24 protein-coding genes are annotated in these 26,130 nt (G+C 68.9%); 8 read left to right on the plus strand and 16 right to left on the minus strand.

From position 1 onward, the window contains the following. Nucleotides 1-60 precede the first annotated feature (60 nt). The 7 genes from CMO28_RS13625 to CMO28_RS13655 all read right to left on the minus strand — a co-directional run bounded on the left by CMO28_RS13625 (nt 61) and on the right by CMO28_RS13655 (nt 7,656). Nucleotides 61-858 carry an enoyl-CoA hydratase/isomerase family protein gene (locus CMO28_RS13625; protein ID WP_296714323.1) on the minus strand — a complete coding sequence of 266 codons (798 nt, stop codon included), beginning with the start codon at nt 856-858 and terminating at the stop codon, nt 61-63. A gap of 51 nt (nt 859-909) precedes the next feature. Further along, nucleotides 910-2,517 carry a carboxyl transferase domain-containing protein gene (locus CMO28_RS13630; RefSeq protein WP_062764704.1) on the minus strand — a complete coding sequence of 536 codons (1,608 nt, stop codon included), beginning with the start codon at nt 2,515-2,517 and terminating at the stop codon, nt 910-912. Nucleotides 2,518-2,645: 128 nt separating this feature from the next. After that, complete coding sequence (locus tag CMO28_RS13635; protein WP_062764706.1) at nt 2,646-3,248, minus strand: 2-hydroxychromene-2-carboxylate isomerase; 603 nt, start codon at nt 3,246-3,248, stop codon at nt 2,646-2,648. Between the two features lie 79 nt (nt 3,249-3,327). Beyond that, complete coding sequence (locus CMO28_RS13640) at nt 3,328-4,461, minus strand: acyl-CoA dehydrogenase (RefSeq protein WP_296714330.1); 1,134 nt, start codon at nt 4,459-4,461, stop codon at nt 3,328-3,330. Nucleotides 4,462-4,651: 190 nt separating this feature from the next. Continuing rightward, on the minus strand, nt 4,652-5,845 hold the full coding sequence (locus CMO28_RS13645) for an acetyl-CoA C-acetyltransferase (RefSeq protein ID WP_296714332.1): 1,194 nt from the start codon (nt 5,843-5,845) through the stop codon (nt 4,652-4,654). A 95-nt stretch (nt 5,846-5,940) separates the two neighbouring features. Continuing rightward, nucleotides 5,941-7,110 carry an isovaleryl-CoA dehydrogenase gene (locus tag CMO28_RS13650; protein ID WP_062764714.1) on the minus strand — a complete coding sequence of 390 codons (1,170 nt, stop codon included), beginning with the start codon at nt 7,108-7,110 and terminating at the stop codon, nt 5,941-5,943. A 57-nt stretch (nt 7,111-7,167) separates the two neighbouring features. After that, nucleotides 7,168-7,656 (minus strand): PaaI family thioesterase, encoded by a 489-nt coding sequence (locus CMO28_RS13655; RefSeq protein WP_296714336.1) that lies wholly within the window; start codon nt 7,654-7,656, stop codon nt 7,168-7,170. A gap of 355 nt (nt 7,657-8,011) precedes the next feature. On the opposite strand from CMO28_RS13655, the gene CMO28_RS13660 reads away from it, so the two are divergent. Further along, on the plus strand, nt 8,012-8,917 hold the full coding sequence (locus CMO28_RS13660; protein ID WP_296714338.1) for a LysR family transcriptional regulator: 906 nt from the start codon (nt 8,012-8,014) through the stop codon (nt 8,915-8,917). A 20-nt stretch (nt 8,918-8,937) separates the two neighbouring features. Here CMO28_RS13660 and CMO28_RS13665 read toward each other — a convergent pair whose 3' ends face one another. After that, nucleotides 8,938-9,267 carry a hypothetical protein gene (locus tag CMO28_RS13665; protein ID WP_296714342.1) on the minus strand — a complete coding sequence of 110 codons (330 nt, stop codon included), beginning with the start codon at nt 9,265-9,267 and terminating at the stop codon, nt 8,938-8,940. 68 nt (nt 9,268-9,335) lie between these two features. Next, nucleotides 9,336-10,346: a GlxA family transcriptional regulator gene (locus CMO28_RS13670; RefSeq protein ID WP_296714344.1), complete on the minus strand. Its 1,011-nt coding sequence runs from the start codon at nt 10,344-10,346 to the stop codon at nt 9,336-9,338. Between the two features lie 134 nt (nt 10,347-10,480). On the opposite strand from CMO28_RS13670, the gene CMO28_RS13675 reads away from it, so the two are divergent. The 5 genes from CMO28_RS13675 (at nt 10,481) to CMO28_RS13695 (ending at nt 16,489) form a co-directional block, all read left to right on the plus strand. After that, the gene (locus tag CMO28_RS13675; RefSeq protein WP_296714347.1) at nt 10,481-11,179 is read left to right on the plus strand and encodes a DJ-1/PfpI family protein; all 699 of its coding nucleotides are present in this window, start codon (nt 10,481-10,483) and stop codon (nt 11,177-11,179) included. Nucleotides 11,180-11,307: 128 nt separating this feature from the next. Next, complete coding sequence (locus CMO28_RS13680) at nt 11,308-12,492, plus strand: multidrug effflux MFS transporter (RefSeq protein WP_296714349.1); 1,185 nt, start codon at nt 11,308-11,310, stop codon at nt 12,490-12,492. Nucleotides 12,493-12,542: 50 nt separating this feature from the next. Further along, nucleotides 12,543-13,091 carry a sigma-70 family RNA polymerase sigma factor gene (locus CMO28_RS13685; protein ID WP_296714353.1) on the plus strand — a complete coding sequence of 183 codons (549 nt, stop codon included), beginning with the start codon at nt 12,543-12,545 and terminating at the stop codon, nt 13,089-13,091. 73 nt (nt 13,092-13,164) lie between these two features. Next, complete coding sequence (locus tag CMO28_RS13690; RefSeq protein ID WP_296714356.1) at nt 13,165-14,112, plus strand: FecR family protein; 948 nt, start codon at nt 13,165-13,167, stop codon at nt 14,110-14,112. Nucleotides 14,113-14,227: 115 nt separating this feature from the next. After that, nucleotides 14,228-16,489 carry a TonB-dependent receptor gene (locus tag CMO28_RS13695; RefSeq protein WP_296714358.1) on the plus strand — a complete coding sequence of 754 codons (2,262 nt, stop codon included), beginning with the start codon at nt 14,228-14,230 and terminating at the stop codon, nt 16,487-16,489. Nucleotides 16,490-16,553: 64 nt separating this feature from the next. Here the strand turns inward: CMO28_RS13695 and CMO28_RS13700 are convergent, their stop codons facing one another. Then, on the minus strand, nt 16,554-17,042 hold the full coding sequence (locus CMO28_RS13700; protein WP_231889382.1) for a YbjN domain-containing protein: 489 nt from the start codon (nt 17,040-17,042) through the stop codon (nt 16,554-16,556). Nucleotides 17,043-17,159: 117 nt separating this feature from the next. Here CMO28_RS13700 and CMO28_RS13705 point away from each other — a divergent pair, with 117 nt between their 5' ends. Further along, nucleotides 17,160-18,200 (plus strand): acyltransferase family protein, encoded by a 1,041-nt coding sequence (locus CMO28_RS13705; RefSeq protein ID WP_296714361.1) that lies wholly within the window; start codon nt 17,160-17,162, stop codon nt 18,198-18,200. A 41-nt stretch (nt 18,201-18,241) separates the two neighbouring features. On the opposite strand, the gene mgtE is transcribed toward CMO28_RS13705, so the two are convergent. Both mgtE and CMO28_RS13715 read right to left on the minus strand, forming a co-directional pair. Beyond that, nucleotides 18,242-19,648 carry a magnesium transporter gene (mgtE, locus tag CMO28_RS13710; protein ID WP_296714363.1) on the minus strand — a complete coding sequence of 469 codons (1,407 nt, stop codon included), beginning with the start codon at nt 19,646-19,648 and terminating at the stop codon, nt 18,242-18,244. Between the two features lie 81 nt (nt 19,649-19,729). Then, nucleotides 19,730-22,039 (minus strand): NADP-dependent malic enzyme, encoded by a 2,310-nt coding sequence (locus CMO28_RS13715; protein ID WP_296714365.1) that lies wholly within the window; start codon nt 22,037-22,039, stop codon nt 19,730-19,732. 276 nt (nt 22,040-22,315) lie between these two features. Between CMO28_RS13715 and lipB the strand changes: the two genes are divergently transcribed. Next, the gene (gene lipB, locus CMO28_RS13720) at nt 22,316-23,011 is read left to right on the plus strand and encodes a lipoyl(octanoyl) transferase LipB (RefSeq protein ID WP_062763694.1); all 696 of its coding nucleotides are present in this window, start codon (nt 22,316-22,318) and stop codon (nt 23,009-23,011) included. Here the strand turns inward: lipB and CMO28_RS13725 are convergent, their stop codons facing one another. The 4 genes from CMO28_RS13725 to CMO28_RS13740 all read right to left on the minus strand — a co-directional run bounded on the left by CMO28_RS13725 (nt 23,012) and on the right by CMO28_RS13740 (nt 26,074). Then, complete coding sequence (locus CMO28_RS13725) at nt 23,012-23,560, minus strand: biotin transporter BioY (RefSeq protein ID WP_296714366.1); 549 nt, start codon at nt 23,558-23,560, stop codon at nt 23,012-23,014. It lies immediately after the preceding gene. A 127-nt stretch (nt 23,561-23,687) separates the two neighbouring features. After that, on the minus strand, nt 23,688-24,164 hold the full coding sequence (locus tag CMO28_RS13730; RefSeq protein ID WP_296714368.1) for a DUF2937 family protein: 477 nt from the start codon (nt 24,162-24,164) through the stop codon (nt 23,688-23,690). Nucleotides 24,165-24,202: 38 nt separating this feature from the next. After that, nucleotides 24,203-24,568 (minus strand): acylphosphatase, encoded by a 366-nt coding sequence (locus CMO28_RS13735; protein ID WP_322111349.1) that lies wholly within the window; start codon nt 24,566-24,568, stop codon nt 24,203-24,205. A 66-nt stretch (nt 24,569-24,634) separates the two neighbouring features. Beyond that, complete coding sequence (locus tag CMO28_RS13740) at nt 24,635-26,074, minus strand: FAD-binding oxidoreductase (protein WP_062767770.1); 1,440 nt, start codon at nt 26,072-26,074, stop codon at nt 24,635-24,637. Nucleotides 26,075-26,130: the final 56 nt, after the last annotated feature.

Consider the following 26,130-nt stretch of genomic DNA (forward strand, 5'->3'; position numbering starts at 1 on the left):
TGTCGGTCCCCGGTTCTGAAGTCTTGGCGTGAATGACGGAAGCGGCGGGTGGGTCGGGCGTCAGCCGCGCCAGGACGGCGTGCGCTTCTCAAGGAAGGCGGTCAGCCCCTCGCGCCCCTCGTCCGAGGCACGGCGGTCGGCGATGCGGGCGGCGGTATCGGCCACCAGCGCGTCGTCGATCGGCCGGCCGGCGACCGCGAAGGCGAGATCCTTGGCGGCGGCCATGGCCTCGGGGCCGTTGGCGAGCATCAGCTGCACCAGCCGTTCGCCGGCCGCCTCCAGTTCCTCGGCGGCCACCACCTCGTGGATCAGCCCGATCTCGCGCGCCCGGTCGGCATCGATCGCCTCGGCGGTCACGAACAGCCGCCGGGCCCAGCGCAGGCCGATTGCGTTGATCACATAGGGGCTGATCACCGCCGGGATGATGCCGAGCTTGACCTCGGTCAGGGCGAATTTGGCCCGCGGGGTGGCGATCGCGATGTCGCAGGCTGCCACCAGTCCGACCCCGCCGCCATAGGCCGCCCCCTGCACCAGGGCCAGGGTCGGCTTCGACAGATCGTTCAGCGCCCGGACCATGGCCCCCAGCGCGCCCGCATCGGTAAGGTTCTCCTCGCGGCCATAGCCGGCCATGCGCCGCATCCAGTTCAGGTCGGCACCGGCCGAGAAGCTCTTGCCCTCGGCGGCCAGCACCACCACCCGCACCGCGGGATCGGCATCCAGCGCCCGGAAGATCCGGGTCAGTTCCGCGATCAGCTTGTCGTCGAAGGCGTTGTGGATCTCGGGCCGCGCCATGGTGACGCGTGCAACACCCCGGTCATCGGTCGAGACGACCACGGCAACGGGAGAGGTATCGGTCATCGTCCGGGCATCCTCGATTGGCTGTGTGGCAGGGACGGAGGCGGGCGTCCGTCACATGCGGAACACGCCGAAGCGCGTCTGCTCGATGGGTGCGTTGAGCGAGGCGGACAGCCCCAGCCCCAGCACCCGGCGGGTGTCGGCCGGGTCGACGATGCCGTCGTCCCACAGCCGCGCCGAGGAATAATAGGGGTGGCCCTGAACCTCGTACTGCTCGCGGATCGGCGCCTTGAAGGCGTCCTCCTCGGCCGGATCCCACGCCTGACCGCGCTTTTCCATGGCGTCGCGCTTCACCTGGGCCAGCACGCTCGCCGCCTGCTCGCCGCCCATCACCGAGATGCGGGCATTGGGCCACATCCACAGGAAGCGCGGGCTGTAGGCGCGGCCGCACATGCCGTAATTGCCGGCGCCGAAGCTGCCGCCGATCAGCATGGTGAATTTCGGCACCTGGGCGCAGGCCACCGCGGTCACCATCTTGGCGCCGTCCTTGGCGATGCCGCCGCTTTCGTATTTCCGCCCGACCATGAAGCCGGTGATGTTCTGCAGGAACATCAGCGGAATCCCGCGCTGGGCGCAGAGTTCGATGAAATGCGCGCCCTTCTGGGCCGATTCCGAGAACAGGATGCCGTTATTGGCGACGATGCCGACCGGATAGCCGTAAAGATGGGCGAAGCCGGTGACCAGGGTCGTGCCGTAGAGCGCCTTGAACTCGTCGAATTCCGAGCCGTCGACCACGCGGGCGATCACCTCGCGCACGTCATAGGGCTTGCGGGAATCGCGCGGGATGATGCCGCCCAGCTCCGACGGGTCGTAGGCCGGATCGCGGGGCGTGGCCAGCGCCAGCGAGGCGGGCTTGCGCCAGTTCAGATCGGCCACGATCCGCCGGGCGATCTCCAGCGCATGGGCGTCGTTCTGGGCATAGTGGTCGGTCACGCCCGAGATGCGGGAATGCACGTCGGCGCCGCCCAGATCCTCGGCCGTCACCACCTCGCCGGTGGCGGCCTTCACCAGCGGCGGGCCGCCCAGGAAGATGGTGCCCTGGTTGCGGACGATGATGGTCTCGTCCGACATCGCCGGCACATAGGCGCCGCCTGCGGTGCACGAGCCCATCACCACCGCGATCTGCGGGATGCCCATGGCCGACATATTGGCCTGGTTGTAGAAGATCCGGCCGAAATGTTCCTTGTCGGGGAAGACCTCGTCCTGCTGCGGCAGGTTGGCGCCGCCGCTGTCGACCAGATAGATGCAGGGCAGCCGGTTCTGCATCGCCACTTCCTGGGCGCGCAGATGCTTCTTCACCGTCATCGGGTAATAGGTGCCGCCCTTGACCGTGGCGTCATTGGCGACGATCACGCATTCCACGCCCGACACCCGGCCGATGCCGGTGATGATGCCGGCGCCCGGAATGTTTTCGCCATACATGCCGAAGGCCGCGAACTGCGACAGCTCCAGAAAGGGCGAGCCGGGATCGAGCAGCGCCCGCACGCGGTCGCGCGGCAGCAGCTTGCCGCGTGAGACATGGCGCTGCCGCGCCGCCTCGCCGCCGCCCGCCGCAATCCCGGCGACCTTGGCCTTCAGGTCGTCGACCTGGGCACGCATATGGGCGGCATTGTCGCGGAACTCGTCGGAGCGGGTGTTCACCGCGCTTCTGATCTGTCGCATGGCAGGCAGGTTCCCGGACGTCTAGGACTGAGGACGGAGACGGACTGAAGACAGGGTCCGACTGAAGACGGAGCCAGACTGAAGACGGAATCAGGCAGCCGTGGCCGGATGGCGGTGGTCGGGCATGCTCACCAGCCGCCGGTTTCCAGCCAGCGATCCACCTGCGGCAGACGGTCGGCCCCGAAGAAGGGCTCGCCATCGACCAGGAAGAAGGGGCTGCCGAAAACCCCGCGCGCCACCGCGGCATCGCCGGCGGCGCGGAGCTTCGCCTTGATCTCGTCGGAGCCGAGGGCTGAAAGGCAGGCCTCTCGGTCGAACCCGGCCTCGGCGGCGGTATCGGCAACGGCTTCCGGCGTCACCGGGCCGGTATCGGTCACGAAGACCTTGTCGTAGATCTTCAGCGCCAGACGCTTCGCGCCCTCCTGGTCGATCGCATCGGCCCAATAGAAGGCGCGCGAGGCGGCGACCGGATTGAACGGGAAGGTCGACGGCATGTTGAGCGGCAGCCCGGCCAGCCTGGCGGAGCGCATGAAATCGCGCCGGGCATAGGGGCCCTTCAGCGGATCCTCGATCGCGGCGCGGGTGCCGGTCAGCTTGAACACCGCGCCCACCAGGAAGGGGTGCCAGCGCACCGCCCGGCCATGGCGGCCGGCCACGTCCTCGATCCGGTGGGCGGCGATATAGCCATAGGGCGAGGTGAAGTCGAAATAGAAGTCGATCGGCTCGGCCATGGTCGGGGCGTCTCCTCCGCACCAGTGGCGCCGGGTCTTGTGCGGCCCGGTCGCCCCCTCGTTTCGATCAGTCCGGCACTCAGGCGGCGAGCGCGCGGGCAATCACCAGCCGCTGAATATCGCTGGTGCCCTCGTAAATCTGGCAGACGCGGACATCACGGTAAATCCGCTCCACCGGATACTCGGCCAGATAGCCATAGCCGCCCAGCGTCTGGATCGCCGACGAGCACACCCGCTCCGCCATCTCTGACGCGAAGAGCTTGGCCATCGAGGCTTCCTTCAGGCAGGGCAGGCCGGCATCGCGCATCTGGGCCGCGCGCACCACCATCAGCCGTGCCGCTTCCACCTGGGTCGCCATGTCGGCCAGACGGAACGACACCGCCTGATGCTCGAAGATCTTCACGCCGAAGCTCTCGCGCTCCTGGGCGTACCGCACCGCATAGTCCAGCGCCGCCCGCGCCATGCCGACCGACTGGGACGCGATGCCGATGCGGCCGCCTTCCAGGTTCGACAGCGCGATTCTGTACCCCTCGCCCGGCTTGCCGAGCATCAGATCGGGGGGGAGCTTCAGATCCTCGAAGATGATCTGGCAGGTGTCGGAGGCGTGCTGGCCCAGCTTTTCCTCCACCCGGCCGACCTTGTAGCCGGGGGTGTCGGTCGGCACGATGAAGGCCGAGATGCCCTTCTTGCCCGCCGCCGGGTCGGTCACCGCAAACACGATGGCGACATCGGCATTGGCGCCCGAGGTGATGAACTGCTTGGTGCCGTTCAGCGACCAGACGCCGTTTTCGAACACCGCCCGGGTCTTGAGCGCGCTTGCATCCGATCCGGCCTGGGGCTCGGTCAGGCAGAAGGCGCCGATCTTGCGCCCCTGGGCCATATCGGGCAGGAAGCGGCGCTTCTGCTCGTCGGTGCCGAATTTCAGGATCGGCATGCAGCCGACCGAGGTATGCACGCTCATGATGGTCGAGGTGGCGCCGTCGCCGGCGGCGATCTCTTCGATCGCCAGCGCATAGGACACGTTGTCGGCGCCGGCCCCGCCCCATTCCTCGGGCACGATCATGCCGAGCAGGCCAAGTTCGCCCATCTTGGCCAGCGCCTCGCGCGGGAAGGCGTGTTCGCGGCTCCACTCGGCGGCATGGGGGAGCAATTCGCCCTGGGCGAAGTCCCGCGCCATGTCGCGGATCATCTTCTGCTCTTCGGTGAGGATCATCGAAAGCGCTCCGGCAGATGGTCTGGTCGGGCTTGACCGCCGCCACCGGCCAGTGGGGACCGGGGGTCGGGCCGCATCGGACGGCGGCGGCGGGGCCGGCGGCAACAGGCTGGAGAGGGGGTGGGGATGCCTGTCGCCGCGATCGGATCCGGCCGGCCGCATCCCTGCGGCGGCCGGGCATGGCGTCTGGTCAGTTCATCAGCTCGACGGCCATGGCGGTCGCTTCGCCGCCGCCGATGCACAGGCTGGCCACGCCACGGGTCATGCCGTTGCGCTTCAGGCCGTTGAGCAGGGTCACCAGGATGCGCGCGCCCGAGGCCCCGATCGGGTGGCCCAGGGCACAGGCGCCGCCATAGATGTTCACGCGCTCGTGGTCGAGATCCAGCTCCTTCATCGCCGCCATGGTGACGACCGCAAAGGCCTCGTTGATCTCGTAGAGGTCGACATCCTTCGCCGACCAGCCGGTCTTCGCGAAGAGCTTGTTCATGGCGCCGATCGGCGCCGTGGTGAACCAGGCCGGCTCCTGGGCATGGGTCGCATGGCCGAGGATCCTGGCGAGCGGGGTCAGGCCGCGACGCTCGGCTTCGGACGCGCGCATCAGCACCAGCGCCGCGGCACCGTCCGAAATCGACGACGAGTTCGCAGCCGTCACGGTGCCGTCCTTGGCGAAGGCCGGGCGCAGGGTCGGGATCTTGTCGAGATTGGCCTTGCGCGGCTGCTCGTCGATGCCGATCTCGGCCGTGCCGCTGCGGGTCTTGACGCTGACCGGGGTGATCTCGACGGCGGCGCTGCCGTCCTCGCCCGCCTTCTGGGCGCGCTTCAGCGAGGTGATCGCGAAGTCGTCCTGCGATTCGCGGGTGAACTGGTAATGGCGGGCGGTGTCTTCGGCGAAGGTGCCCATCAGGCGGCCCTTGTCGTAGGCATCCTCCAGCCCGTCCAGGAACATGTGATCCATCACCCGGCCATGGCCCATGCGATAGCCGCCGCGGGCCTTATCGAGCAGATAGGGGGCGTTGGTCATGCTCTCCATGCCGCCGGCCACCATCACGGTGTTGGACCCGGCCAGCAGCTGGTCATGGGCGAACATGGCGGCCTTCATGCCCGAGCCGCACATCTTGTTGATGGTGGTGCAGCCGGCATCCAGCGGCAGGCCGGCGCCGAGCGAGGCCTGACGGGCGGGCGCCTGGCCCTGGCCGGCGGGCAGCACGCAGCCCATCACCACTTCCTCGACATCGGCGGCATCGACGCCGGCGCGGGTCAGGGCCGCGCGGATCGCCGCGGCACCCAGTTCGGAAGCGGTCAGGTCCTTAAGCTCGCCCTGGAAGCCGCCCATGGGCGTGCGGGCGGCGCCGACGATGACGATCGGATCGGTGGCGGTGGTCATGACGTCTGCTCTCCTCGATCTCTCTTATCGCGGGCCCCTGCACGGGCAGCGCGCCCCGCCGGCCGTCATCGGCCGGCGCGGGCTGCCCCCATCGGTCACGCCGTCTCGCCGAACAGCTCGCGGCCGATCAGCATGCGGCGGATCTCGGACGTGCCGGCGCCGATCTCGTAGAGCTTGGCGTCGCGCAGCAGGCGCCCCGTGGGATAATCGTTGATATAGCCGTTGCCGCCCAGGGCCTGGATCGCTTCCAGCGCCATCCAGGTCGCCTTTTCCGCCGCGTAGAGGATGGCACCGGCGGCATCCTTGCGCGTGGTCTCACCCCGGTCGCAGGCTTTGGCCACAGAGTAGACATAGGCGCGGGTGGCGCTCAGCGTCACATACATGTCCGCGAGCTTGCCCTGCATCAGCTGGAATTCGCCGATCGGGCGGCCGAACTGCTTGCGCTCGTGGACATAGGGCAGCACCACGTCCATGCAGGACTGCATGATGCCGAGGGGGCCTGCGGCCAGCACCGCGCGCTCGTAGTCGAGCCCGCTCATCAGCACATGGACGCCCTTGTTCACGCCGCCCAGCACGTTCTCTTCCGGCACCTCGCAATCCTCGAACACCAGCTCGCCGGTGTTGGAGCCGCGCATGCCCAGCTTGTCGAGCTTCTGGGCGACCGAGAAGCCCTTGAAGCCCTTCTCGATCAGAAAGGCGGTGATGCCGCGCGGGCCCGCTTCCGGATCGGTCTTGGCATAGACCACCAGCGTGTCGGCGTCGGGGCCGTTGGTGATCCACATCTTGGTGCCGTTCAGGACGTAGCGGTCGCCCTTCTTCTCGGCCTTCAGCCGCATCGAGACGACGTCGGAGCCGGCGCCGGGCTCGCTCATCGCCAGCGCCCCCACATGATCGCCCGAGATCAGCTTGGGCAGATAGCGCCGCTTCTGTTCTTCATTGCCGTTGCGGCTGATCTGGTTGACGCAGAGATTGCTGTGCGCGCCGTAAGACAGACCCACCGAGGCCGAGCCGCGGCTGATCTCTTCCATCGCGATCACATGTTCCAGATAGCCGAGACCGGTGCCGCCGTATTCCTCTTCGGCGGTCATGCCGAGCAGGCCAAGATCGCCCATCTTCTTCCACAGATCGGCCGGGAAGTCGTTGGTCTGGTCGATCTCCGCCGCGCGCGGCGCGATCTCCTGGGCCGAGAAGCTGGTCACGGTCTGACGCAGCATGTCGGCGGTCTCGCCCAGATCGAAGTTCAGCGTCGGATAGTTCGACAGCATCTGGATCGTCTCCCTTGGATCCCGACCGGGCGCCCTGGGCGGCACGGCCGGGGTGACTCAGGCTTCGCCAACCTCGATCAGCGTCGATTGAGAGGCGGCGCAGAAAACCGGCCGGCCGTCGCGATCGCCGAACACGTCGCATTGCGCGACCGACAGCATCCGCCCCGACCGGAGCACCCGGGCACGCGCGATCAGCTTGCGGCCGACCGCCGGCGCCATCAGGTTCAGCTTGTATTCGACCGTCAGCACGCGGGTCTGGGGCCGCATCAGGGTGTGGCAGGCATAGCCGCAGGCACTGTCGGCAACAGCACCGACGATGCCGCCGTGATAGAAACCGTCCTGCTGGGTCACCATCTCGGACCAGGGCAGCTCGATCTCGCAGATCCCCGGGGCACAGACGGTCATGACCGCACCGATGGTGCGCATGATCGCCTGCGCGTCGAAGCTCGCCCGGACGCGCGCCTCGAAATCGGGATCCTGGACCCGGAACTCCGGCAGCTCATGTGCCGGCAAAAGGCGCTCGGCCTCGGCCAGGGTGATGGTCATGGGCGGTCACTCCCTCTTCCCTCGGGATCGTTCCGACATGCCCGGCCGGCACCCGCTGGTGCGGCCGCGTGTTCCCGGCATGGAAGATCGTGTCCATCGAGGCTTCCCGGGCCTCCGTCTTAAGTGCGGCAGCTCCGGTTCGGGTCGAACCATAGCAGTGGCTCGCCCATAGACGAAATTGTATCTTTTCATGCGACGCATCGATAGCGTCTATATGTATGGCCCTCGCCGGGCGGGCGCTGCCGCGCCCTTGGCCGCCGCCGCAATGGCGGCTGGGGGAGGCTGGCGCCTCCCCGGGCTGGTTGTCGGGGCCTGATCATGCCATCGCAGTGGCAGCTTCCATCGGACGGGTAGCGTGGACCTGTATCAGATCCGGTATTTTCTGGCGGTGGCGGAGACCGGCAGCTTCACCAAGGCGGCGGAGCGGGTGTTCGTGACCCAGCCGACCTTGTCGGCCGGCATCCGCAAGCTAGAAGACGGGCTCGGCACGCCGCTCTTCATCCGCCGGGCGCGGCGGGTGGAGTTGACCGAGGCGGGGCAGCGGTTTCAGCCCCATGCGCGGGTGATCCTGCAGGAGGCGGCGATCGCCGAGCAGGCGGCGCGGCGCGGTGCCGATCGGCAGGGTTTCCGGCTGGGCGTGCTCAAGACCCTGCCGGTGGAGCGGATCGCGGCCCTGCTCACCCAGTTCGCCGACGGCCAGCGCGATGTCGATGTCGACCTGTTCGAGGGCACGGTGCCCGAGATCGACGAGGCCTTGACCGCCGGCCGGATCGATGCCGCCATCACCCGCATCGCCGACGATGCCGACCGCGCCCAGGCAGCCCCCCTGTTCCGCGACCGCTATCGCATCGCCGTGTCGGAACGCAACCCGCTCGCCCGGCGCAGCCAGCTGCGCATCCCCGAACTCGACGGCCTGCCCTTCATCCTCAGGCGGCATTGCGAGCTGATGGGCGATATCCGGCGCAATTTCCTGGCCGGCGGCGCCCGTCCGCGCATCGTCCACCGCTCCACCCAGGATGAATGGACCGTGGCCCTGGTCGCCGCCGATCTGGGGCTCGCCCTGATGCCGCAGAGCTTCGAGCGGCCGGGCATCGCCATGATCCCGATCATCGATTACGAGCCGACCCGGCTGATCGGCCTGGCCTGGCACGGTGCGCCCGACGAGGCGACCACCCTGTTCCGCGCCTTCGCCGCCTCTCACGACTGGCATGCCGGCAGTACCGCGCCGGTGCCGCAGGTGGCGGCCGGGTGGATGCGCTGAGGCCTCCACCCGGGGCTCACTCATTCCGTGATCGTATAGGTGCCGAGATCGCAAAGGTTCTGGGTGTCTTCCAGCGGTTCCAGATCGCCGCCGCCGAATTCGAACCGCATGTCGTATTTGCAGACATTGCGGTCGTCCTTGAAGCGGATGGTCTTCTGCTTGCCGGGCTGGATCACCCCGTCGCCGAGCATGTCTTCCTCCCAGTCATCCTCGCCCACCGGCGAGGTGTAGAACGCTTCCACCACCGACGAGGTCTTGTTGACGATCGTCAGAGAGAAGGTGTTGGCCGCTGCCGTCCCGCTCCAGGCGGTGAGGGCCATCAGCGCCGCGATGCGCAGCACGGTCTTCATGTCGTCCTCGATTCTGTCTCACGAGGTTTCGGAACGCGGCGCCGATATGCGGTGCCGCATGCCGCACGTTACAGCCTTGGCCCACCGGCCGCCATCCCGCGATTTTCAAGGCCGTTTCCGAAACGTGACCGGTATGCCTCAGGTGTCACGCCCAGCCGTCTGAGAAAGGCGCGGCGCATCCGCTCGTCATCGCCGAAACCGCTGCGGACCGCCACGGATTTGATCGAGGCGGCCCCCGCCTCCAGCGCCCGGCGGGCCGCATCCAGCCGCATGCCCTCCACCCAGCGCGCCGGCGTTTCGCCCACTTCCGCAAGGAAGGCGCGCGAAAAGGCCCTGAGGCTCATCCCCGCCCGTTCGGCAAGCGCCGGCACCGTCAGATCCGCGGCCGGATCGGCGGTCGCCTGGATGCGCAGCTGCAGGAAGCCGCCTTCGGGCGCGGTCACCGGCTCGGGCACCAGCGGGCTGAACTGCGACTGGCCGCCGGGCCGGCGCAGGAACACCACCAGCTGGCGCGCCACCGCCCGGGCCAGGGCCTGGCCTTCATCCGCCTCCACCAGCGCCAGCGCCAGATCGATGCCGGCGGTGATGCCGGCCGAGGTCCAGACCGGCTCGTCCTGCACCCAGATCTGGTCGGGTTCCAGCTGCACCGCCGGGAAGCGCCGCCGGAACTCCGCCGTCCGACACCAGTGGGTGGTGGCGCGGCGCCCCTCCAGCAGGCCGGCCGCCGCCAGCAGCAACGCGCCCGAACAGACCGAGGCCACCCGCTCCGCCCGTCCCGCCCCGGTTTTCAGCAGGTCGAGGAAATCCGCATCCCGGCCGGCGGCATTCACCCCGTCGCCGCCGGCAACGACCAGGGTATGCGGCCGGGCCTCTCTCAGCACCGCGGCCGGCTCTGCCAGCAGCTGCATGCCCGATGTGGTCTCGACCGCCCCGCCCGCCCCCGCCGCATGGCGCAGCCGATAGGGCGCCGCCCGCCCGCCCAGCCGGGCCAGATCATTGGCGGTCGCAAAAACCTGGAAGGGGCCGGTCACGTCCAGAAGCTGGGCGCCGGGGAAGCTCAGGAACAGGATCTCGCGCATCGGCGCCCTCCGCGAACAGGCCGTCGACCGAGCTTACACCATGTCCATGCCGAAAAGGAGGAGTTGATGACCTTTCGGCCAGGGCGCCGCCGCGGCAGCATGGCGGCACCCGTCCCTGAAGGAGTGCCCCGTCCATGACCGACACCGCCATCCGCCGCCGCGCCGGGCTGCTGATCTTCCCCGGCCTTACCGCCCTCGACATGATCGGCCCGTGGGAGGTGTTTCTGCGCCTGCCCGGCTGGGCGCCGGTCGCCATCGGGCTCGACGATCAGCCGATCGCGGCCGATGGCCGGCTGATGATCACGCCGCAGGCCACCATCGCCGACTGCCCGCCGCTCGACCTGCTGATCGTGCCCGGCGGCGGCGGCGTCGATGCCCTGCTCGACCGCCCGGATGTGCTGGATTTCGTCCGCAGCCGCGCCGGGGCGGCTGAATTCGGCGTGGCCTCGGTCTGCCCCGGCGCGCTGGTGCTGGGGGCGGCCGGGCTGCTGCGCGGCAGGCGTGCCGCCACCCACTGGGCCTCGCGCCCGCTGCTGGCGGCGCTGGGTGCCGAACCCTCGGCCGATCGGGTGGTGATCGACGGGCCGGTCGCCACCGGTGGCGGCGTCACCGCCGGCATCGACATCGCCCTCGCCCTCGCCGCCCGGATCGCCGGCCCCGACATCGCCGCCGCCGCCGAGCTTGCCATCGAATACGCGCCGGAACCGCCGATGGGCGCCGGCCGGCCGGAACTGGCCCCGCCCGCCGTGCTGGCCATGGTCGAGACCGCTTTCGCCGACCGGATCGCCGCCCGACGCCGGCTGGTGGAGGCGGCGGCCGCCCGCCTCGCCTGAACCCACGCCTCACCTGAACCCACGTCTCACCTGAACATTGGCCCGCGGCTTGTCGGCCGGGGATGGCTGCGGCTATCGTCGGGGGCCCCGGCGGGATCGCCCCGCCGGACCTCATCGCCGGAGCCCCGATGCCGCCCTCCCCCGACCGCGCCGCCAGCTGGGCCTTCTGGATCGTGATCGGCGCCGTGATCGTCGGCCAGGGCGCCGGGACGATCCACCTGCCGTCGCTGGCGGCCCTCGCCGCCGATCTGGGCACCGATACCGCCACCGCCCAGCTGACCCTCGCCATCTGCCTGATCGGCAATGGCGCCGGCCAGCTGCTCTACGGCCCGATCGCCGACCGCGCGGGCCGGCGGCCGGCGCTGCTCATCGGCCTGGGCCTGCTGACGCTCGGCTCGGTCGGCGCCACTTTCGCCGCCGATGCCGGCCAGCTGCTCGTCTGCCGCTTCATCCAGGGCCTGGGGGCCGCCGCCGGGCCGGTGGTCGGCCGCGGCGTGCTGCGCGATGCCGTGCCGCCCGATCGCCTGGTGGTGGCGATGTCGTCGCTGGGCCTGGCGCTGGCACTCGCCCCCGGCAGCGCCCCGGTGATCGGCGGGGTGATCGAACGTCTGGGCGGCTGGCGGTGGAGTTTCGGCCTGATCGCCCTTGCCGCCGTCGCCGCCTGGATCACCTGCCGGCTGCATCTGCCGGAAACCCTGTCTGCCGCCGACCGCAGCCGCGCCCGCCATACCGGCGTGCTCTCGGGCTATGGCGTCTTCCTGCGCATGCCGGCCTTCTGGGGCTATGGGCTGGTGCTGACCTTCACCTTCGGCGGGCTGTTCATCTTCGTGGGCCTTGCCCCGGTTCTGCTGATCGGCACGCTCGGCATCCGTGCCGATCACTACGGCTTCTGGTCGCTGCTGCCCTCTCTGGGCTTCCTGGCCGGCACCCAGGTGGTGCGCCGGGCGGGGCTGCGGCTGGGCGGCCGCCGGATGATCCGGATCGGCACGCTGGTGCTGGTCGCGGCCGGCATCGCCATGGCCGCGGCCGCCCTGCTGCTGCCGCTTTCCGCCATCACCCTTATGGCCCCCATGGCGCTGTTCGGCGCCGGGCTCGGCATTCAGGTGCCCAATGTCATGACCCGGGCGGTGCAGCTGGAACCGATGCTGGCCGGCACCGCATCCTCTCTGCTCGGCCTGTTTCAGCTGGGCGGATCGGCGGTGATCGCGGCCACCGCCGCCCTGCTGCCCCATGACGATGCCGCCGGCCTCGGCCTCGCCCTCGCCGCCTGCGCCCTTGCCGCCCTCGCCTGTCTGAAGCTGATCCCGCGCTGAGACATGGAATTGAGAATCAGTCGCAATATGGCCGCAAGTCGTGCTATGGGATGCCGATCGTCCTTCTTGCCACAGGCTTCGGCTTGGATCAGAACCCCGACCGGCTCGACACCTTTCTGGCCCATCGCGGCGCGCTGGTCAGCTATGCCACGCGCATCGTCGGCGAGCGCGCCGATGCCGAGGATGTCGTCCAGGATGCCTATCTGCGCTTCGAAGCGGCCGAGCCCGAGCGGCGGCTCGACGAGCCCCGCGCCTATCTGTTCCGGATCGTCCGCAATCTGGCGCTGGATCTGCGCCGGCGCATCGGCCGCGACCATCTGCGCCGCGCGGCGGATGCGGGCGCAGCGCTGGCCGGGCTCGCCACCGACGACCCCTCTCCCGAGACCGAAGCCGAGGCGCGATCGGATCTCCGACGCCTGTCCGCGGCGATGGCCGAATTGCCGGCCCGCACCCGTCAGGCGCTGGAGCTGCATCGCCTTCAGGGGCTGACCATCCGCGAGATCGCCGCGCGGCTCGGCATCTCCACCGGCCTTGCCCATGCCCTGGTGACCGACGGGCTGGAGCACTGCCGGCAGCGCTTGCAGGAGCGGGATCGATGACCTTTCATCTGAACAGAACCGGCGCGCCGGACGTCTTCTGCTCAGGGAGCCGCAGATGAACGGGAAGGCGCCGATGCGCGGAGAAGAAACACCGGTCCGGGCCTCGGACTGGCTGGTGCGCCTGCTCGACGCACCCGGCGATGCCGGGTTACGGCGGCGCTTCGATGCCTGGCTTGCCGCCGATCCGGATCATCGGCGCGACTGGGAAGAGATGGCGCAGACCTATGCGCTGCTGGGGCAGGTTCTGCCGGCGCCGGCCGCCGCTGCCCCGCAGCGCACCGCCCGGGCCCATCGCCGTCTTCCGCGACGGCGGATGCGGATGGCGGGGGCCGGGCTGGCCCTGGCGGCCGGTATCGCGCTCGCCATCCTGCCGGTCCGGTTGCCGGCCTGGCTGGCCGACCAGTCCACCGGCCATGGCCAGACCCGTCAGATCGCGCTGGCCGATGGCAGCCGCATGGATCTGGCACCGCAAAGCGCCGCCGATGTCGTGATCGATGCCACCGGCCGCCGGATCCGTCTGATCGACGGCCGGGCCTATTTCGAGGTGGTCGCCGATCCCGCCCGCCCCTTCGTCGTCACGGCCGGCACGGCGACGGTCACCGTCCACGGCACCGGCTTCGAAGTGGCCGATACGGCAGAGGGCGGGGTGGTGGCGGTCCGTCACGGCCGGGTGGAGGTGGCGGGCGGTTCCGAACCCCGGCTTCTGGGCCCCGGCGACCGGCTGACCCTGGGCGCGGATGGGGATCTTGTCCAGGACCGGTTGCGCCCCGACGAGGTCGCCGCCTGGACCGAAGGTCAGCTGATCGTGCGCGACCGGCCCGTCGCCCGGGTGGTCGATGCGCTGCGCCCCTATGCGCCGGAGATGATCCTGCTGACCGACGACAGCCTTGCCCGTCAGCCGCTCACAGGCATCTACGACCTCCGCCGGCCGCGCGCCGCACTCGACGCCATCGCGGCCGCACAGGGCGCCCGCGTCATCGAGATCACGCCCTGGATCCTGCTGCTCTCGAAAAAAATCTGAACACCCGCCCCGGCACCGTCGTCAACGGATCGATATCTGCAACTGCGTCGCACATGCAAAACACCATGGGGCACATGGTGCGCGACGCTGAAGAACGCATCCGAAGGGTCGGGCTATGACGATGGTGAAGAACATGTCGGCCGGGCGGGCCGTCGCGGCGGCGCTGATGCTGGGAACGGCGCTCGCGACCGGTACCGCCTGGACGGCCGCGGCACGGGCACAGACGGCGGCCGAGGCAGCCCGGCACGATTTCGACATTCCGGCCCAGAAACTGGCCGATGCCCTGCCGGCTTTCGGCCGCCAGGCCGGCATCCAGGTTTCGGCCCATGGCGATCTCGTCCGCGAGGCCATGACCGGCGGCGTTTCCGGCCGCCTGACCGTGGCGGCAGCGCTCGATCGTCTGCTCGCCGGCACGGGGCTCGGCCATCGGCTGGATGCCGGCGGGGTGGTGATCTCCGAGGCAGCCCCGGGCGGCGGCACCGCCGCCGGCAACACCACCCTCGACCCGCTGATGGTCCAGGCTGCGCGCAGCGCCGATGCCTTCGCCAATGCCGCCGACCGCGCCGGATCGCTGACCGTCACCCGCGAGGATCTGGAACGGCGCAACCCGGCCACCCTCAAGGACGTCTTCGCGGGCGAGGCCACGGTCTCCGTCGGCGGCGGCCAGCCGGTCGCGCAGAAGATCTATGTCCAGGGCATCGAGGAGACCAATCTGGCGGTCACCATCGACGGCGCCCGCCAGAACAACAAGGTCTTCCACCACAACGCCACCACGCTGATCGACCCGGCTCTGCTCAAGGCCGTGCGGGTGGATCCGGGCGTCGCACCCGCCGATGCCGGGCCGGGTGCGCTGGGTGGTGCCATCGTTTATGAAACCGCCGATGCCGCCGACCTGCTCGACCCGGGCGAGATGGCCGGCGGCTATGTCTCGACCAGCTGGGACAGCAACGGCAACACCTTCACCAAGGGCGGCTCGGTCTATGGCCGCACCACCGACGGCTTCGAAGGGCTCGCCTTCTTCAAACAGGCCGATGGCGACGACTACGAAGCCGGCAATGGCCGCGAGGTTTCGGGCACCGGTGCCGGGCTGCAGAGCATCCTGCTGAAGGGCGCCTGGGAAAGCACCGACGGCCACCGCCTGGAGCTGTCGGGCGAGCAGGTGCAGGATGATTCGGTTCGCCCCTTCCGCGCCAATATCGGCCGTCTGACCAACCGCCCCGCGGACAACCGGCTCTACGATCTCCGCCGCCGCAATCTGGTCGCGACCTACGAAGACACAACCCGCGAGGGGATGTGGAACCCGCGCGTGGTTCTGGGCTGGAACGAAACCGATCTGGGCGTCCCCAGCCCCGACGACACGGTCGTCTACAGCCATGGCGAGACGACCAGCCTGTCGGGCCGGATCGAAAACCGGATGTTCTTCACCCCCGATGACAGCGTCACCGCCGGTGTCGATTTCTACGACGACGAGGCCGCGTACAAAGACCGCAGCAGCGACATGTCCGAGACCGCGACCAATCTCGGCCTCTATGCCCAGGCCCGCCTGCAGCCGGTCGACCGGCTGCGCCTCTCCTTCGGCCTGCGCGGCGACCAGCAGTGGTTCGAAGGCGTCAACGGCACCGAGATCGACCATGCCGGCCTCAGCGGCAATGCCTCGGTGGCCTGGGACGTGCGGGATGATCTGACGCTGAAGGCCGGGTATTCGAACGTCTTCGGTGGCGTCGCTCTGGCCGAGAATTTCGTCATGAATTCGGGGTGGGACTATTCCGGCGGCATCAAGCCGGTCCGGTCCGACAACGTGACCCTTGGCGCAGAATACCGGCTCGACGGCTTCACCTTCGGTGCCGGCGTGTTCCGCAGCCGGTTCGAAGATGCCCGCAACGAAAGCTGGCGTGACGGCCCGGCCGGCAATCTCGACGTCGAAACCGAGGGCTATGTCCTCTCGGCCGCCTATGGCTGGGGGCCCGGTTTCGCACGCATCTCTTACACCGACACCCGGTTGACCATCGAAGGCAAGCCGGGCGATTCGGACATCGGCCTCTATCTGGGCAGCCCGGTCGGACGGTTGATCGCAGCCGAAATCGCCCATCGCTTCGAGACCACCGGCCTCCTGGTCGGCGCCACCGTCGAAGCCGGCTTCGAGAACGACGACCTGGTTTCAGAAGGTTATGAGGCGCTCGAAGCCTATCAGTCGCTGAACCTCTATGCGGAATACACCCCGGATGTCGTGCCCGGGCTCACCCTGCGGGGTGAGGTCAACAACGTCTTCGACCAGGCCTATGCCGACCGCACGACCTATGGCCAGGAATTCTCCAATGTCGATCCGATCTACGAACCGGGCCGGTCGGTCCTGATCAAGGCCACCATGGCCTTCTGAGCCAGCGCTCGCCTGCGGAACCGAAAACGCCGGCCCCTCTCGGGGCCGGCGTCTTTTTTTCACCTCAATTCGCCTCGATCACCTGGTCGCGGAAATCGAGCATGACGGTCTTCCACCAGTCCAGCGTGTCGTCGAAATTGCGCCGGCTGACGCCGCTCTTCAGGTTCACGTCGAACTCGATCACCGGGTCGCCCTCGTCGTCGATATAGGCCCGGCTGAACCGCTTGGTACGGTTCCACTCGGCGACATGGGCCTCGGTCACATTGGTGTCCGTCCAGCCGGCATAGAAGCCCAGCGTGTCGCAATTGCGGTTATTCGTGCAGTCGTTGAAGAAGATCGCATAGCCGACACCGTCGATGCGGCCGCGGATCAGCGGATCGCCGTTGTCCGATTTTTCAAGATTGGCAGAGCCGTAGCCGCGGGCCAGATTCAGGATCTGGTCGGGGTCGGAACCGTCGATCATCTGTTGCGCGGCCACCGCCTGCGGCGCCAGCATCATCATGCCCAGTGCGGCGGCCACCACTACCCCGCGGATCGACGTCATGCCAGTCATGCCTGAACCTGCCTTCCGGTTTCAATGTCACGAAACCGGAGCCTACGGGATGGCGCCGGCAGCGGCAAGCTGGCAGAAATGAGGATCAGGTGAACCCCGACCGGTGAAAGGCACCGCATGCAGACATCATCTTCACGCATTGCCCCGCTGCAGCTTCTGCGCTTCGTCGCGGCAATGATGATCGTGCTGCATCACACGGCCAACCTTCTCTACGACCGCGGCCTCCGGGACAGCCGGGGGCTCCATCCCCTGAATGCGGGCGTCGACATCTTCTTCGTGCTGTCGGGCTTCATCATGGTCTACGCCTTTGTCGACGGCGGAAGCCGTGGGGCCTTCATACGGCGACGCCTGTTCCGGATCGTGCCGCTCTACTGGCTGCTGACCCTGTTCCTCTGGTCCCTGGCGGCCGGGCTGCCGGGCGGGCTGAACACCATCGACGGCAGCCTCTACGCCCTGGTCACGTCGCTGACCTTCGTCCCGCAGGTGGTGGGCGACACCATTCGCCACCCGGTGCTGTCGGTCGGCTGGACGCTGATCTACGAGATGGCCTTCTATCTGGTCTTCGCCCTCTGCATGACCGCCACGGCCGAGGCCACGGCACGGCGTTGCATGCTGGTTCTGATGCTGGTGGTGGCGGCCGGTCTGGTGTTCTCGCCCACCCATCCGCTGCTGCAATTCTACAGCTCGACCATGATGCTCGAATTCGTCGCAGGGATGGGGCTTGCGCTGTTCCATGCCCGTGCAGGCGACGTCCTGCACCGGGCGGCCCCCTGGCTGCTGCTCGCCGGCCTCGGGCTCTTCGCCCTGCAGCCGGTCTTCCAGATCTTCGGGCCGCGGCCGCTGGGCTACGGTGTCCCCGCCTTTCTGGTGGTGGCCGGCACGGCCGCCATCCGGTTGCCGGACCGGTTCCACGGCCTCTCCGACCGGCTGGGTGATCTCTCCTATGCGCTCTATCTGGTCCATCCGATCGCGCTCGCCATCGTCGCGCGCCTGGTGATCGACCGCAGGATCAGTCACGACCCGCTGCTGCTCTGGATTCTGATGGTGTCGGCCTCGGTGCTGGGGGCCATGCTGTGCTGGCATGCCTTCGAACGGCCGGTCCGGCGCAGGCTGCACCGGCGTTTCCTCGCCCCGTCCACGCGGCGTGCCGCTGCCTGACCGGACCGGCAGTCGAGCCGCTCCATGCAGGTAAGTGGCGTCTAGAGCAGAACCAGCTGAGCCAGCCCCAGAAAGGCGAAGAAGCCGACCACATCGGTGACCGCGGTCAGGAACACGCCGGCCGAGACCGCCGGGTCGACCTTCAGCCGGTCCAGCGCCAGCGGGATCAGCATGCCGGCCAGGCCCGCCGTCACCAGATTGGCCAGCAGGGCGCAGAACAGCACGCCGCCGATAAAGGGATCGAAGATCATCGCCGCCACGGCGCCGACCGCGATGCCGAAGACCAGGCCGTTGATCGTGCCCACCCCCACCTCGCGGGTCAGGATGCGCATGGCATTGGACGGCGTCAGCTCCTTCAGCGCCAGCGCCCTGACCGCCACGGTCAGGGTCTGGGTGCCGGCATTGCCGCCCATCGAGGCCACGATCGGCATCAGCACCGCCAGGGCGACGATCTGTTCGATCGTGGCCTCGAACAGCGAGATCACCGAGCTGACCATCAGCGCCGTGCCGAGATTGACCCCCAGCCAGGCAATGCGCTGGCGCACCACCGAAACCAGGCCGGCATTCACGTCGACCTCGGATCCGACACCGGCCATCAGGGCCATGTCCTCTTCGGCCTCTTCCTGAATGACGTCGACCACGTCGTCGAAGGTGATCACGCCGATCAGCCGGCCCTGATCGTCCACGACCGGGGCGGAGGCCAGCGAATAGTGCCGGAACAGCCGGGCCACCTCTTCCTGGTCGGTGGCGGCGGCGATGGCATCGACGTCGCGATCCATGATGTCGCGCAGCAGCACCTTGCGCGGATGGCGCAGCATGCGGGCCAGCGGCACCGATCCGATCGGCTTGTGCCGCGGGTCGACCACGAAGATTTCGTAGAATTCCTCGGGCAGATCCGGGGTTTCGCGCAGGAAGTCGATCGCGCGCCCCACCGTCCAGAAGGCCGGCATCGCGATCAGATCGCGCTGCATCAGGCGGCCGGCGGAATATTCCGGATAGGCGAGGCTTTCCTCCAGCGCCCGCCTTGTGGCGGGGGGCACCGCCGCCAGCAGTGCCGCCTGGATGTCGTCGTCCAGATCCTCGATCAGATAGATCGCATCGTCGCTGTCCAGTTCCGACAGCGCTTCGGCCAGCGCCCGTGGGCCCAGCTGGGCGATGACCTGATCGCGGACATTGCCGCCCAGATGCGGCAGGATTTCAGGGTCGAAGCCGTCGCGCTGCAGCTCCACCAGCGCGCGGCGTTCCTCTCCCGACAGCCGTTCCAGCAGATCGGCGATGTCGGCGGCATGCAGTTCGGCGACCAGCATGCGCGCCGTGGGCGCGTCCCCCTCGTCCAGGGCATCGGCCACCCGCCGGACCAGTTCGTCCGAGACACCGTAAAGCGCCTCGGCCTCGCCCGCCGCCGCGACCTCGCCTTCGCGTCCCTGGATGTCGTCATCGTCGCGCAAGCTGTCGGGCCTCCGGGGATCGAGGGGTCAGGGGATGCCGGCCGGCATCCCGTCCCCGGAAAGCCGGCCGCTCAGATCATGTCAGGCAGGTTCCGCCGGGATCGGGCACCAGGGCGTGTCGCGCGACTTTTCGATCGCGTCCACGACCACCAGGGCCGACAGGTTGACGATACCGCGCACCGACACCGCGGGGGTCAGAATATGGGCCGGATGGTTGAGCCCGATCAGCACCGGCCCGACCGAGGTGCCGCTGGTCAGCGCCTTGGCGAGATTAAAGGCGATGTTGCCGGAATCAAGGTCCGGCGTGATCAGCAGATTGGCCGAGCCCTGAAGCAGCGAGCCCGGGAAGACCCGATGGCGTACCTCTTCCGAGATCGCGGCATCGGCCTGCATCTCGCCCTCGACCTCCAGTTCCGGCGCCTGCTCGCGGACCATCGCGAAGGCATCGCGCATCATCTGCGCCGACGGCGTCTCGCCGGTGCCGTAGCTCGACGACGACAGCAGGGCGATCTTGGGCGTGATGCCGAAGCGGCGGACCTCTTCGGCGCACATGATCGTCATCTCGGCGATCTGTTCGGGGCTGCGCTTGTGCTCCACCTGGGTGTCAGCCACGAAGATGGTCTTGGTGGGCAGGATCAGCGCCTGCATGGCGCAGGGCTCGCTCACCCCCCGGCGCACCCCGAAGATCTCCTTCAGGTGGCGCAGGTTCTTCACGAACCGGCTGACCGGGCCGCAGATCAGGGCGTCGGCCTCGCCGATATGGACCATCAGCGCGCCGATCACCGTCGCCCGGGTGCGTACCACGGTGCGGGCGCTTTCGGGCGTCACGCCGCGGCGGCACATCAGCCGGTGGTATTCCGACCAATAGGTGTTGTAGCGCGGATCATCCTCGGGATCGCAGAGCTCGATATCCTTGTCGAGCTTGAGCCGCAGGCCCAGCCGCTCGATGCGCCGCTGCACCACCGCACGGCGGCCGATCAGGATCGGATGGGCGAAACCCTCGTCGACCACGATCTGGGCGGCGCGCAGCACGCGCTCATCCTCGCCATCGGCATAGACCACGCGCTTGGGCTGCGCCTTCGCACGCTCGAACACGGTCCGCATGACCAGGCCCGAGCGGAAGAAATAGGACGACAGCACCTGGCGATAGGCGTCGAAATCCTCGATCGGCCGGGTGGCGACGCCGCTTTCCATCGCAGCCCGGGCCACCGCCGACGACACCTCGACCACCAGCCGGGGATCGAACGGCTTGGGGATCAGGTAGTCCGGGCCGAAGCGCAGTTCCTGGCCGCCATAGGCCTGCGCCACTTCCGACGAAGGCTCGGCCATGGCCAGATCGGCGATCGCCTGGGCTGCCGCCTTCTTCATCTCGATGTTGATCGTGGTCGCGCCCACATCCAGCGCGCCGCGGAACACGAAGGGGAAGCAGAGGACGTTGTTGACCTGGTTGGGGAAGTCCGACCGGCCGGTGGCGATGATCGCATCGGGGCGCACCCGGCGCGCCTCGTCGGGCAGGATCTCGGGCGTCGGGTTGGCCAGCGCCATGATGATCGGCTGCGGCGCCATGGTCTTGACCATCTCGGCCGTCAGCACCCGCGGGGCCGACAGGCCCAGGAAGATGTCGGCGCCGGAAATCACCTCGGCCAGCGTCCGCGCGTCGGTCTCGACCGCATAGGTCTCCTTGCGCGGATCCATCTGCTCGTTGCGGCCCTTCCAGACCACGCCGACGATGTCGGTGACGGTGATGTTGGCGCGCGGCAGGCCCAGCTCGACCAGCAGGTCCAGGCAGGCCAGCGCCGCGGCACCGGCGCCCGAGGCCACCAGCTTCACCTGATCCAGCGGCTTGCCCACCACGCGCAGCGCATTCAGCATCGCGGCCGAAACCACGATCGCGGTGCCGTGCTGATCGTCGTGGAAGACCGGGATCTTCATCCGGTCCTTCAGCCGTTCCTCGATCTCGAAGCATTCCGGCGCCTTGATGTCCTCAAGGTTGATCGCGCCGAAAGACGGCTCCAGACTGGCGATGATCTCGACCAGCTTGTCGGGGTCGCGCTCGTCGATCTCGATGTCCACCGCGTCGATGCCGGCGAACTTCTTGAACAGGACCGCCTTGCCTTCCATCACCGGCTTGGCCGCCAGCGGGCCGATCGCGCCCAGGCCCAGAACGGCGGTGCCGTTGGTCACCACCGCGACCATGTTGCCGCGGGTGGTATAGAGCGAGGCGTTGAGCGGGTCCTCAACGATCGCCTCGCAGGCATAGGCCACGCCCGGAGAATAGGCGAGCGCAAGGTCGCGCTGGTTGGCGAGCGGCTTGGTCGGCTCGATGCTGAACTTGCCCGGTTTCGGCAGGCGGTGATATTCGAGCGCGCCGTCGCGCAGTTCCTTCGACATTCGCGGTCGTCTCCCCCGGTATCTTACGCCGCAGGCCCGGGCTGCGGCCTCTTCATCCGCGCCCTTTTCCCGCGTGCGGGCACAGTATAGCCGCCACGCCCCGAAAGGCCACCGGCACCCGGCCGCAGCCGCCGGAGGTCCGGTTTGCAACCATCGCATGGGCGGGGCCTCGCCGCACCATCGTGCGGGATGTCGCCCGATATGGCGCAACCGGCCCCGGCGCACTAGATTGGGGCCAGCTGTCGCTGACGAAGATGAAGACGAGGGACGAGACGGATGGCGGGAACGCTGCAGGGGGACGGGATCAGACCGGTCGAATGGGTCATCGCCCCCGGCCTGACCGATTACGAGGCCGCCGTCGCCGAGATGGAGGCGCGCGCCGCCCGGATCCGCGAGGGCACGGCGGGAGAGCGGGTGTGGCTGGTCGAGCATCCGCCGATCCTGACCGCCGGCACCAGCGCGCAGCAGGATCGCGACCTGCTGGTGCCGCCGCGTTTCCCGATCTACCGGACCGGCCGCGGCGGCCAGATCACCTATCACGGCCCCGGCCAGCGCGTGGCCTATGTCATGCTCGACCTCAAGGCCCGCGGCGCCGATATCCGCGCCTATGTCCACGGGCTGGAAAACTGGGTGATCCGGGCGCTCGACCGCTTCAACGTCAAGGGCCTCACCCGCGACGACCGGGTGGGGGTCTGGGTGGAGCGCGGCGACGGGTTCGACGACAAGATCGCCGCCATCGGCGTGCGCGTGCGCCGCTGGGTCAGCTTCCACGGCATTTCGCTGAATGTGGAGCCGGATCTCGGCCATTATGCCGGCATCGTGCCCTGCGGCGTGCAGGGCCACGGCATCACCTCGCTGGTGGCGCTGGGCCGGCCGGTGGGCATGGTAGAGGCCGACATGGCGCTGCGCGAAGCCTTCGAGGAGGTCTTTGGTCCCACCACCGACGAGGTCACCGCGGAGCGCGGCAGCTGATCATCGCCTGAAGGATATCGCGGTCGACCGGCCGCGGTCGCGGAGGGTGACGGCGATCGCGGCTGCCGTCACCGCCTTGATCAGGTCGCCGGGCAGGAAGGCCATGCTGCCGGTCAGCACCTGCCAGGGCGACAGCGTGGTCACCATCGCAGCCCAGGGCACGCCGATCAGATAGACCACGCCGATGCCGCCGGTGATCGTCGCCAGGATGAAGCGCAGCCAGCCGGGGCGCCCCGCTTCCGCCAGCAGCCCGGTGACGAAGGCCGCCGGGATCCAGCCGATCAGAAAGCCGCCGGTCGGCCCGGTCAGAATGCCCATGCCGCCACGGCCGCCGGCCAGCAGCGGTGCGCCGGCCATCACCAGCGCCACGAACACCATCTGGGCCAGCGCCGCCCGCCACGAGCCCAGCACCAGGCCCGAGAGCATCACGCCCAGGGTCTGGGCGGTGATCGGCACGTCGATCAGCGGCACGTCGAGCGGCGGGAACAGGCCCAGCACGGCGGTCAGCGCCGTAAAGAACAGAATGCGGAAGACATCACGGGCGTGCATCGGGTCGATCCTCCTGCCGCCGGTCTCCCCTCTTCAGGACGGGAACGCCGAAGGCGCAGACTCCCTTATCGGTTATGTTTCAGTCTACGTCAATCGCCCATGACGCGGGCCCCTGCGACAGGCCATCTCACCCGGCGCGGCGCCGGAAGGGCCAGGCGATCAGCCCGGTGATCGCATCATAGACCAGCCACGCCACCACCATGCCCAGCAGGCCATAGGTCAGGCTGGCCGGCTCCACCGGCAGGGTCGGCACGTAATCGGCCCAGGTCGCCCGGGCGATCTCGGGATCGACCCGCCGCAGCAGCTCCAGCGGCCTGAGGAAGGGGTCCGCCGCGGCCACGGCATCGCGCGCGACGGCAAGCTCGTCCACCCGCGCCGCGGCGGCCGCCTCCAGCGCCGCCCGGGCCGGCTCGGCCACCTGGTCATAGGGGGCCACGCCGATGCGGATCTGATCCAGCAGCCGGCGCGCCTCGTCCAGATGGCCGCCCAGGCGCTGCAGATAGGCCAGCGCGAAGCCCTGTGCCTGTGCCGCGCCAAGCCCCAGAACCAGGGCGCAGATGCTGCCGGCCAGGCGGTCTATGCGGCCCAGAAGCCAGCGTCCCATGAATGGCGGTGTCCCATTTTTCAGACGGTCGGCCCGGTTCAAACGGTTGACTTACGGCGAAAGCCGGGCGCCTCGGGTGCCTCGGCCGGGCTGCTCCGCACGGCTTCGACCCGTGCGGCGGGCGGCCCGTCCTGGGCGCGGCGGATCACGGTCTGCACCGCGGCGCGCGGCCCGGAAATCAGCGCCTCCACCGATCCGTCCCGGCGGTTGCGCACCCAGCCGTCCAGCCCGTAGCGGCGGGCCTGGCCCTCGAACCACCAGCGATAGCCCACCCCCTGCACCCGGCCGGTGATGGCCAGCGCCATGGTCACCCGGTCGCCCGCCGCCGGGCCGGCGACAGGTGCCGGCGCATCCCGGGCCGCGGGGGCGGACCTGTCCTCGTCAGGGGATCGATCGTCGGTCATGGCGCGTCCGTATGTGCCGTGGGCCGGCCTTAAGCCTAGCCCAGCCGCCGGCCGCACGGAAGCGGTTCAGGGCAGCAGCCGGCCCGGATTCAGGATGCCGTGCGGGTCCAGCACCGCCTTCAGCATCTGCATGGTCCGGATCTCGGCGGCAGAGCGGTTGCGGTCCAGATAGGCCCGCTTCACCTGGCCGATGCCGTGTTCGGCGGAAATCGAGCCGCGATACTGGCCGACCAGGTCGAACACCGCCTCGTCGATCGGCGCCTGCAGGGCGCGGTAGCCCTCGGCCGACATGCCCTGCGGCGCCATCACGTTGACATGGACATTGCCGTCGGCGACATGGCCGAAATAGATCGGCCGCAGCCCGCGGGCGACCCGGGCCAGCGCCAGATCGCAATCGGCGATGAAATGGCCGATATCGCCCACCGCAAAGGTCAGGTCGTATTTGTGCACCGGCGCGGTGCGGCCCACCGCCTCGGGCACGCCTTCGCGCAGCAGCCAGAGCGCTTCGGCCTGGGCCTCGCTCTGCGCGATGATCGCATCGGCCACATGCTCGTCCTCGATCAGCCGGCCGATCACCGTCTCCAGCCGCTCGCGCTCGGCGGCGGCGGCGGCATCGTCGCTGCCCACCTCGATCAGCACCGCATAGGTATGGGTGTCGGCAAAGGGGCTGCGGGCCCCGTCGAGCGCCGTGGCGACCAGCGTCACCGCATCGGCGCCGATCAGCTCCACGGAATTCAGCCGGCCCGGAAAGGTGCTGCGCACCGCCCCCAGCACCCGGGTCACGTCCTCGAAACGGTCGACCGCGACCATGGCGACGGCGCGCCCGGCTTCGGCCGGGTGCAGCTTCAGGCTGGCGGCGGTCACCACGCCCAGCGTGCCCTCGGCGCCGATGAAAATCTGCTTCAGATCGTAGCCGGTGTTGTTCTTGCGCAGCGTCGTCAGCCCGTCGAGCACCGTGCCGTCGGCCAGCACCACCTCCAGCCCCAGCACCTGGTCGCGGATATGGCCGTAGCGCAGCACCTTCAGCCCGCCGGCATTGGTCGAGATGTTGCCGCCGATTCGGCAGGATCCCTTGGATCCCAGATCCAGCGCCAGCATCAGCCCCGCCTCGCGCGCCGCCGCCTGGGCGGTCTCCAGCACCACGCCTGCATCCATGGTGATGCTGGCGCCGACCGTGTCGACCTCGCGGATGCGGGTCATCCGCTCGACGCTCAGCACGAAGGCGCCGGCGGCATCGGGCACCGAGCCGCCGACCAGGCCGGTATTGCCCGCCTGGGGCACCACGGCCAGGCGATGGGTGTTCAGATAAGACAGCAGCCGCGAGACGGCGGCCGTGTCGCGCGGGCGCAGCACCGCGAAGGCCCGCCCCTGGAACTTGCCCATCCAGTCGCGCTCATAGGCCGCCATCTGCGCCGGATCCGTGATCAGACCGGCCGTATCGACCAGGCTGCCGAGCTGTTCGACATGGCGTTCCAGATCGGCGACGGACGGCGGACGACGGGTCATGCGGCACTCCGGTCGGACGGGATGGGATCGGATCTGTCGGGGATCTCTCAGGGCGA

It is taken from the genome of Tistrella sp. (genome assembly GCF_002684955.1).
Lineage (GTDB): Bacteria > Pseudomonadota > Alphaproteobacteria > Tistrellales > Tistrellaceae > Tistrella > Tistrella mobilis.

What these genes read in the sequence shown, in the direction of transcription:
- CMO28_RS13625 (WP_296714323.1), bottom strand. Translation starts at nt 858, where the DNA reads ATGACCGATACCTCTCCCGTTGCCGTGGTCGTCTCGACCGATGACCGG.
- CMO28_RS13630 (WP_062764704.1), bottom strand. Translation starts at nt 2,517, where the DNA reads ATGCGACAGATCAGAAGCGCGGTGAACACCCGCTCCGACGAGTTCCGC.
- CMO28_RS13635 (WP_062764706.1), bottom strand. Translation starts at nt 3,248, where the DNA reads ATGGCCGAGCCGATCGACTTCTATTTCGACTTCACCTCGCCCTATGGC.
- CMO28_RS13640 (WP_296714330.1), bottom strand. Translation starts at nt 4,461, where the DNA reads ATGATCCTCACCGAAGAGCAGAAGATGATCCGCGACATGGCGCGGGAC.
- CMO28_RS13645 (WP_296714332.1), bottom strand. Translation starts at nt 5,845, where the DNA reads ATGACCACCGCCACCGATCCGATCGTCATCGTCGGCGCCGCCCGCACG.
- CMO28_RS13650 (WP_062764714.1), bottom strand. Translation starts at nt 7,110, where the DNA reads ATGCTGTCGAACTATCCGACGCTGAACTTCGATCTGGGCGAGACCGCC.
- CMO28_RS13655 (WP_296714336.1), bottom strand. Translation starts at nt 7,656, where the DNA reads ATGACCATCACCCTGGCCGAGGCCGAGCGCCTTTTGCCGGCACATGAG.
- CMO28_RS13665 (WP_296714342.1), bottom strand. Translation starts at nt 9,267, where the DNA reads ATGAAGACCGTGCTGCGCATCGCGGCGCTGATGGCCCTCACCGCCTGG.
- CMO28_RS13670 (WP_296714344.1), bottom strand. Translation starts at nt 10,346, where the DNA reads ATGCGCGAGATCCTGTTCCTGAGCTTCCCCGGCGCCCAGCTTCTGGAC.
- CMO28_RS13675 (WP_296714347.1), top strand. Translation starts at nt 10,481, where the DNA reads ATGACCGACACCGCCATCCGCCGCCGCGCCGGGCTGCTGATCTTCCCC.
- CMO28_RS13680 (WP_296714349.1), top strand. Translation starts at nt 11,308, where the DNA reads ATGCCGCCCTCCCCCGACCGCGCCGCCAGCTGGGCCTTCTGGATCGTG.
- CMO28_RS13685 (WP_296714353.1), top strand. Translation starts at nt 12,543, where the DNA reads ATGCCGATCGTCCTTCTTGCCACAGGCTTCGGCTTGGATCAGAACCCC.
- CMO28_RS13690 (WP_296714356.1), top strand. Translation starts at nt 13,165, where the DNA reads ATGCGCGGAGAAGAAACACCGGTCCGGGCCTCGGACTGGCTGGTGCGC.
- CMO28_RS13695 (WP_296714358.1), top strand. Translation starts at nt 14,228, where the DNA reads ATGACGATGGTGAAGAACATGTCGGCCGGGCGGGCCGTCGCGGCGGCG.
- CMO28_RS13700 (WP_231889382.1), bottom strand. Translation starts at nt 17,042, where the DNA reads ATGACTGGCATGACGTCGATCCGCGGGGTAGTGGTGGCCGCCGCACTG.
- CMO28_RS13705 (WP_296714361.1), top strand. Translation starts at nt 17,160, where the DNA reads ATGCAGACATCATCTTCACGCATTGCCCCGCTGCAGCTTCTGCGCTTC.
- CMO28_RS13715 (WP_296714365.1), bottom strand. Translation starts at nt 22,039, where the DNA reads ATGTCGAAGGAACTGCGCGACGGCGCGCTCGAATATCACCGCCTGCCG.
- lipB (WP_062763694.1), top strand. Translation starts at nt 22,316, where the DNA reads ATGGCGGGAACGCTGCAGGGGGACGGGATCAGACCGGTCGAATGGGTC.
- CMO28_RS13725 (WP_296714366.1), bottom strand. Translation starts at nt 23,560, where the DNA reads ATGCACGCCCGTGATGTCTTCCGCATTCTGTTCTTTACGGCGCTGACC.
- CMO28_RS13730 (WP_296714368.1), bottom strand. Translation starts at nt 24,164, where the DNA reads ATGGGACGCTGGCTTCTGGGCCGCATAGACCGCCTGGCCGGCAGCATC.
- CMO28_RS13735 (WP_322111349.1), bottom strand. Translation starts at nt 24,568, where the DNA reads ATGACCGACGATCGATCCCCTGACGAGGACAGGTCCGCCCCCGCGGCC.
- CMO28_RS13740 (WP_062767770.1), bottom strand. Translation starts at nt 26,074, where the DNA reads ATGACCCGTCGTCCGCCGTCCGTCGCCGATCTGGAACGCCATGTCGAA.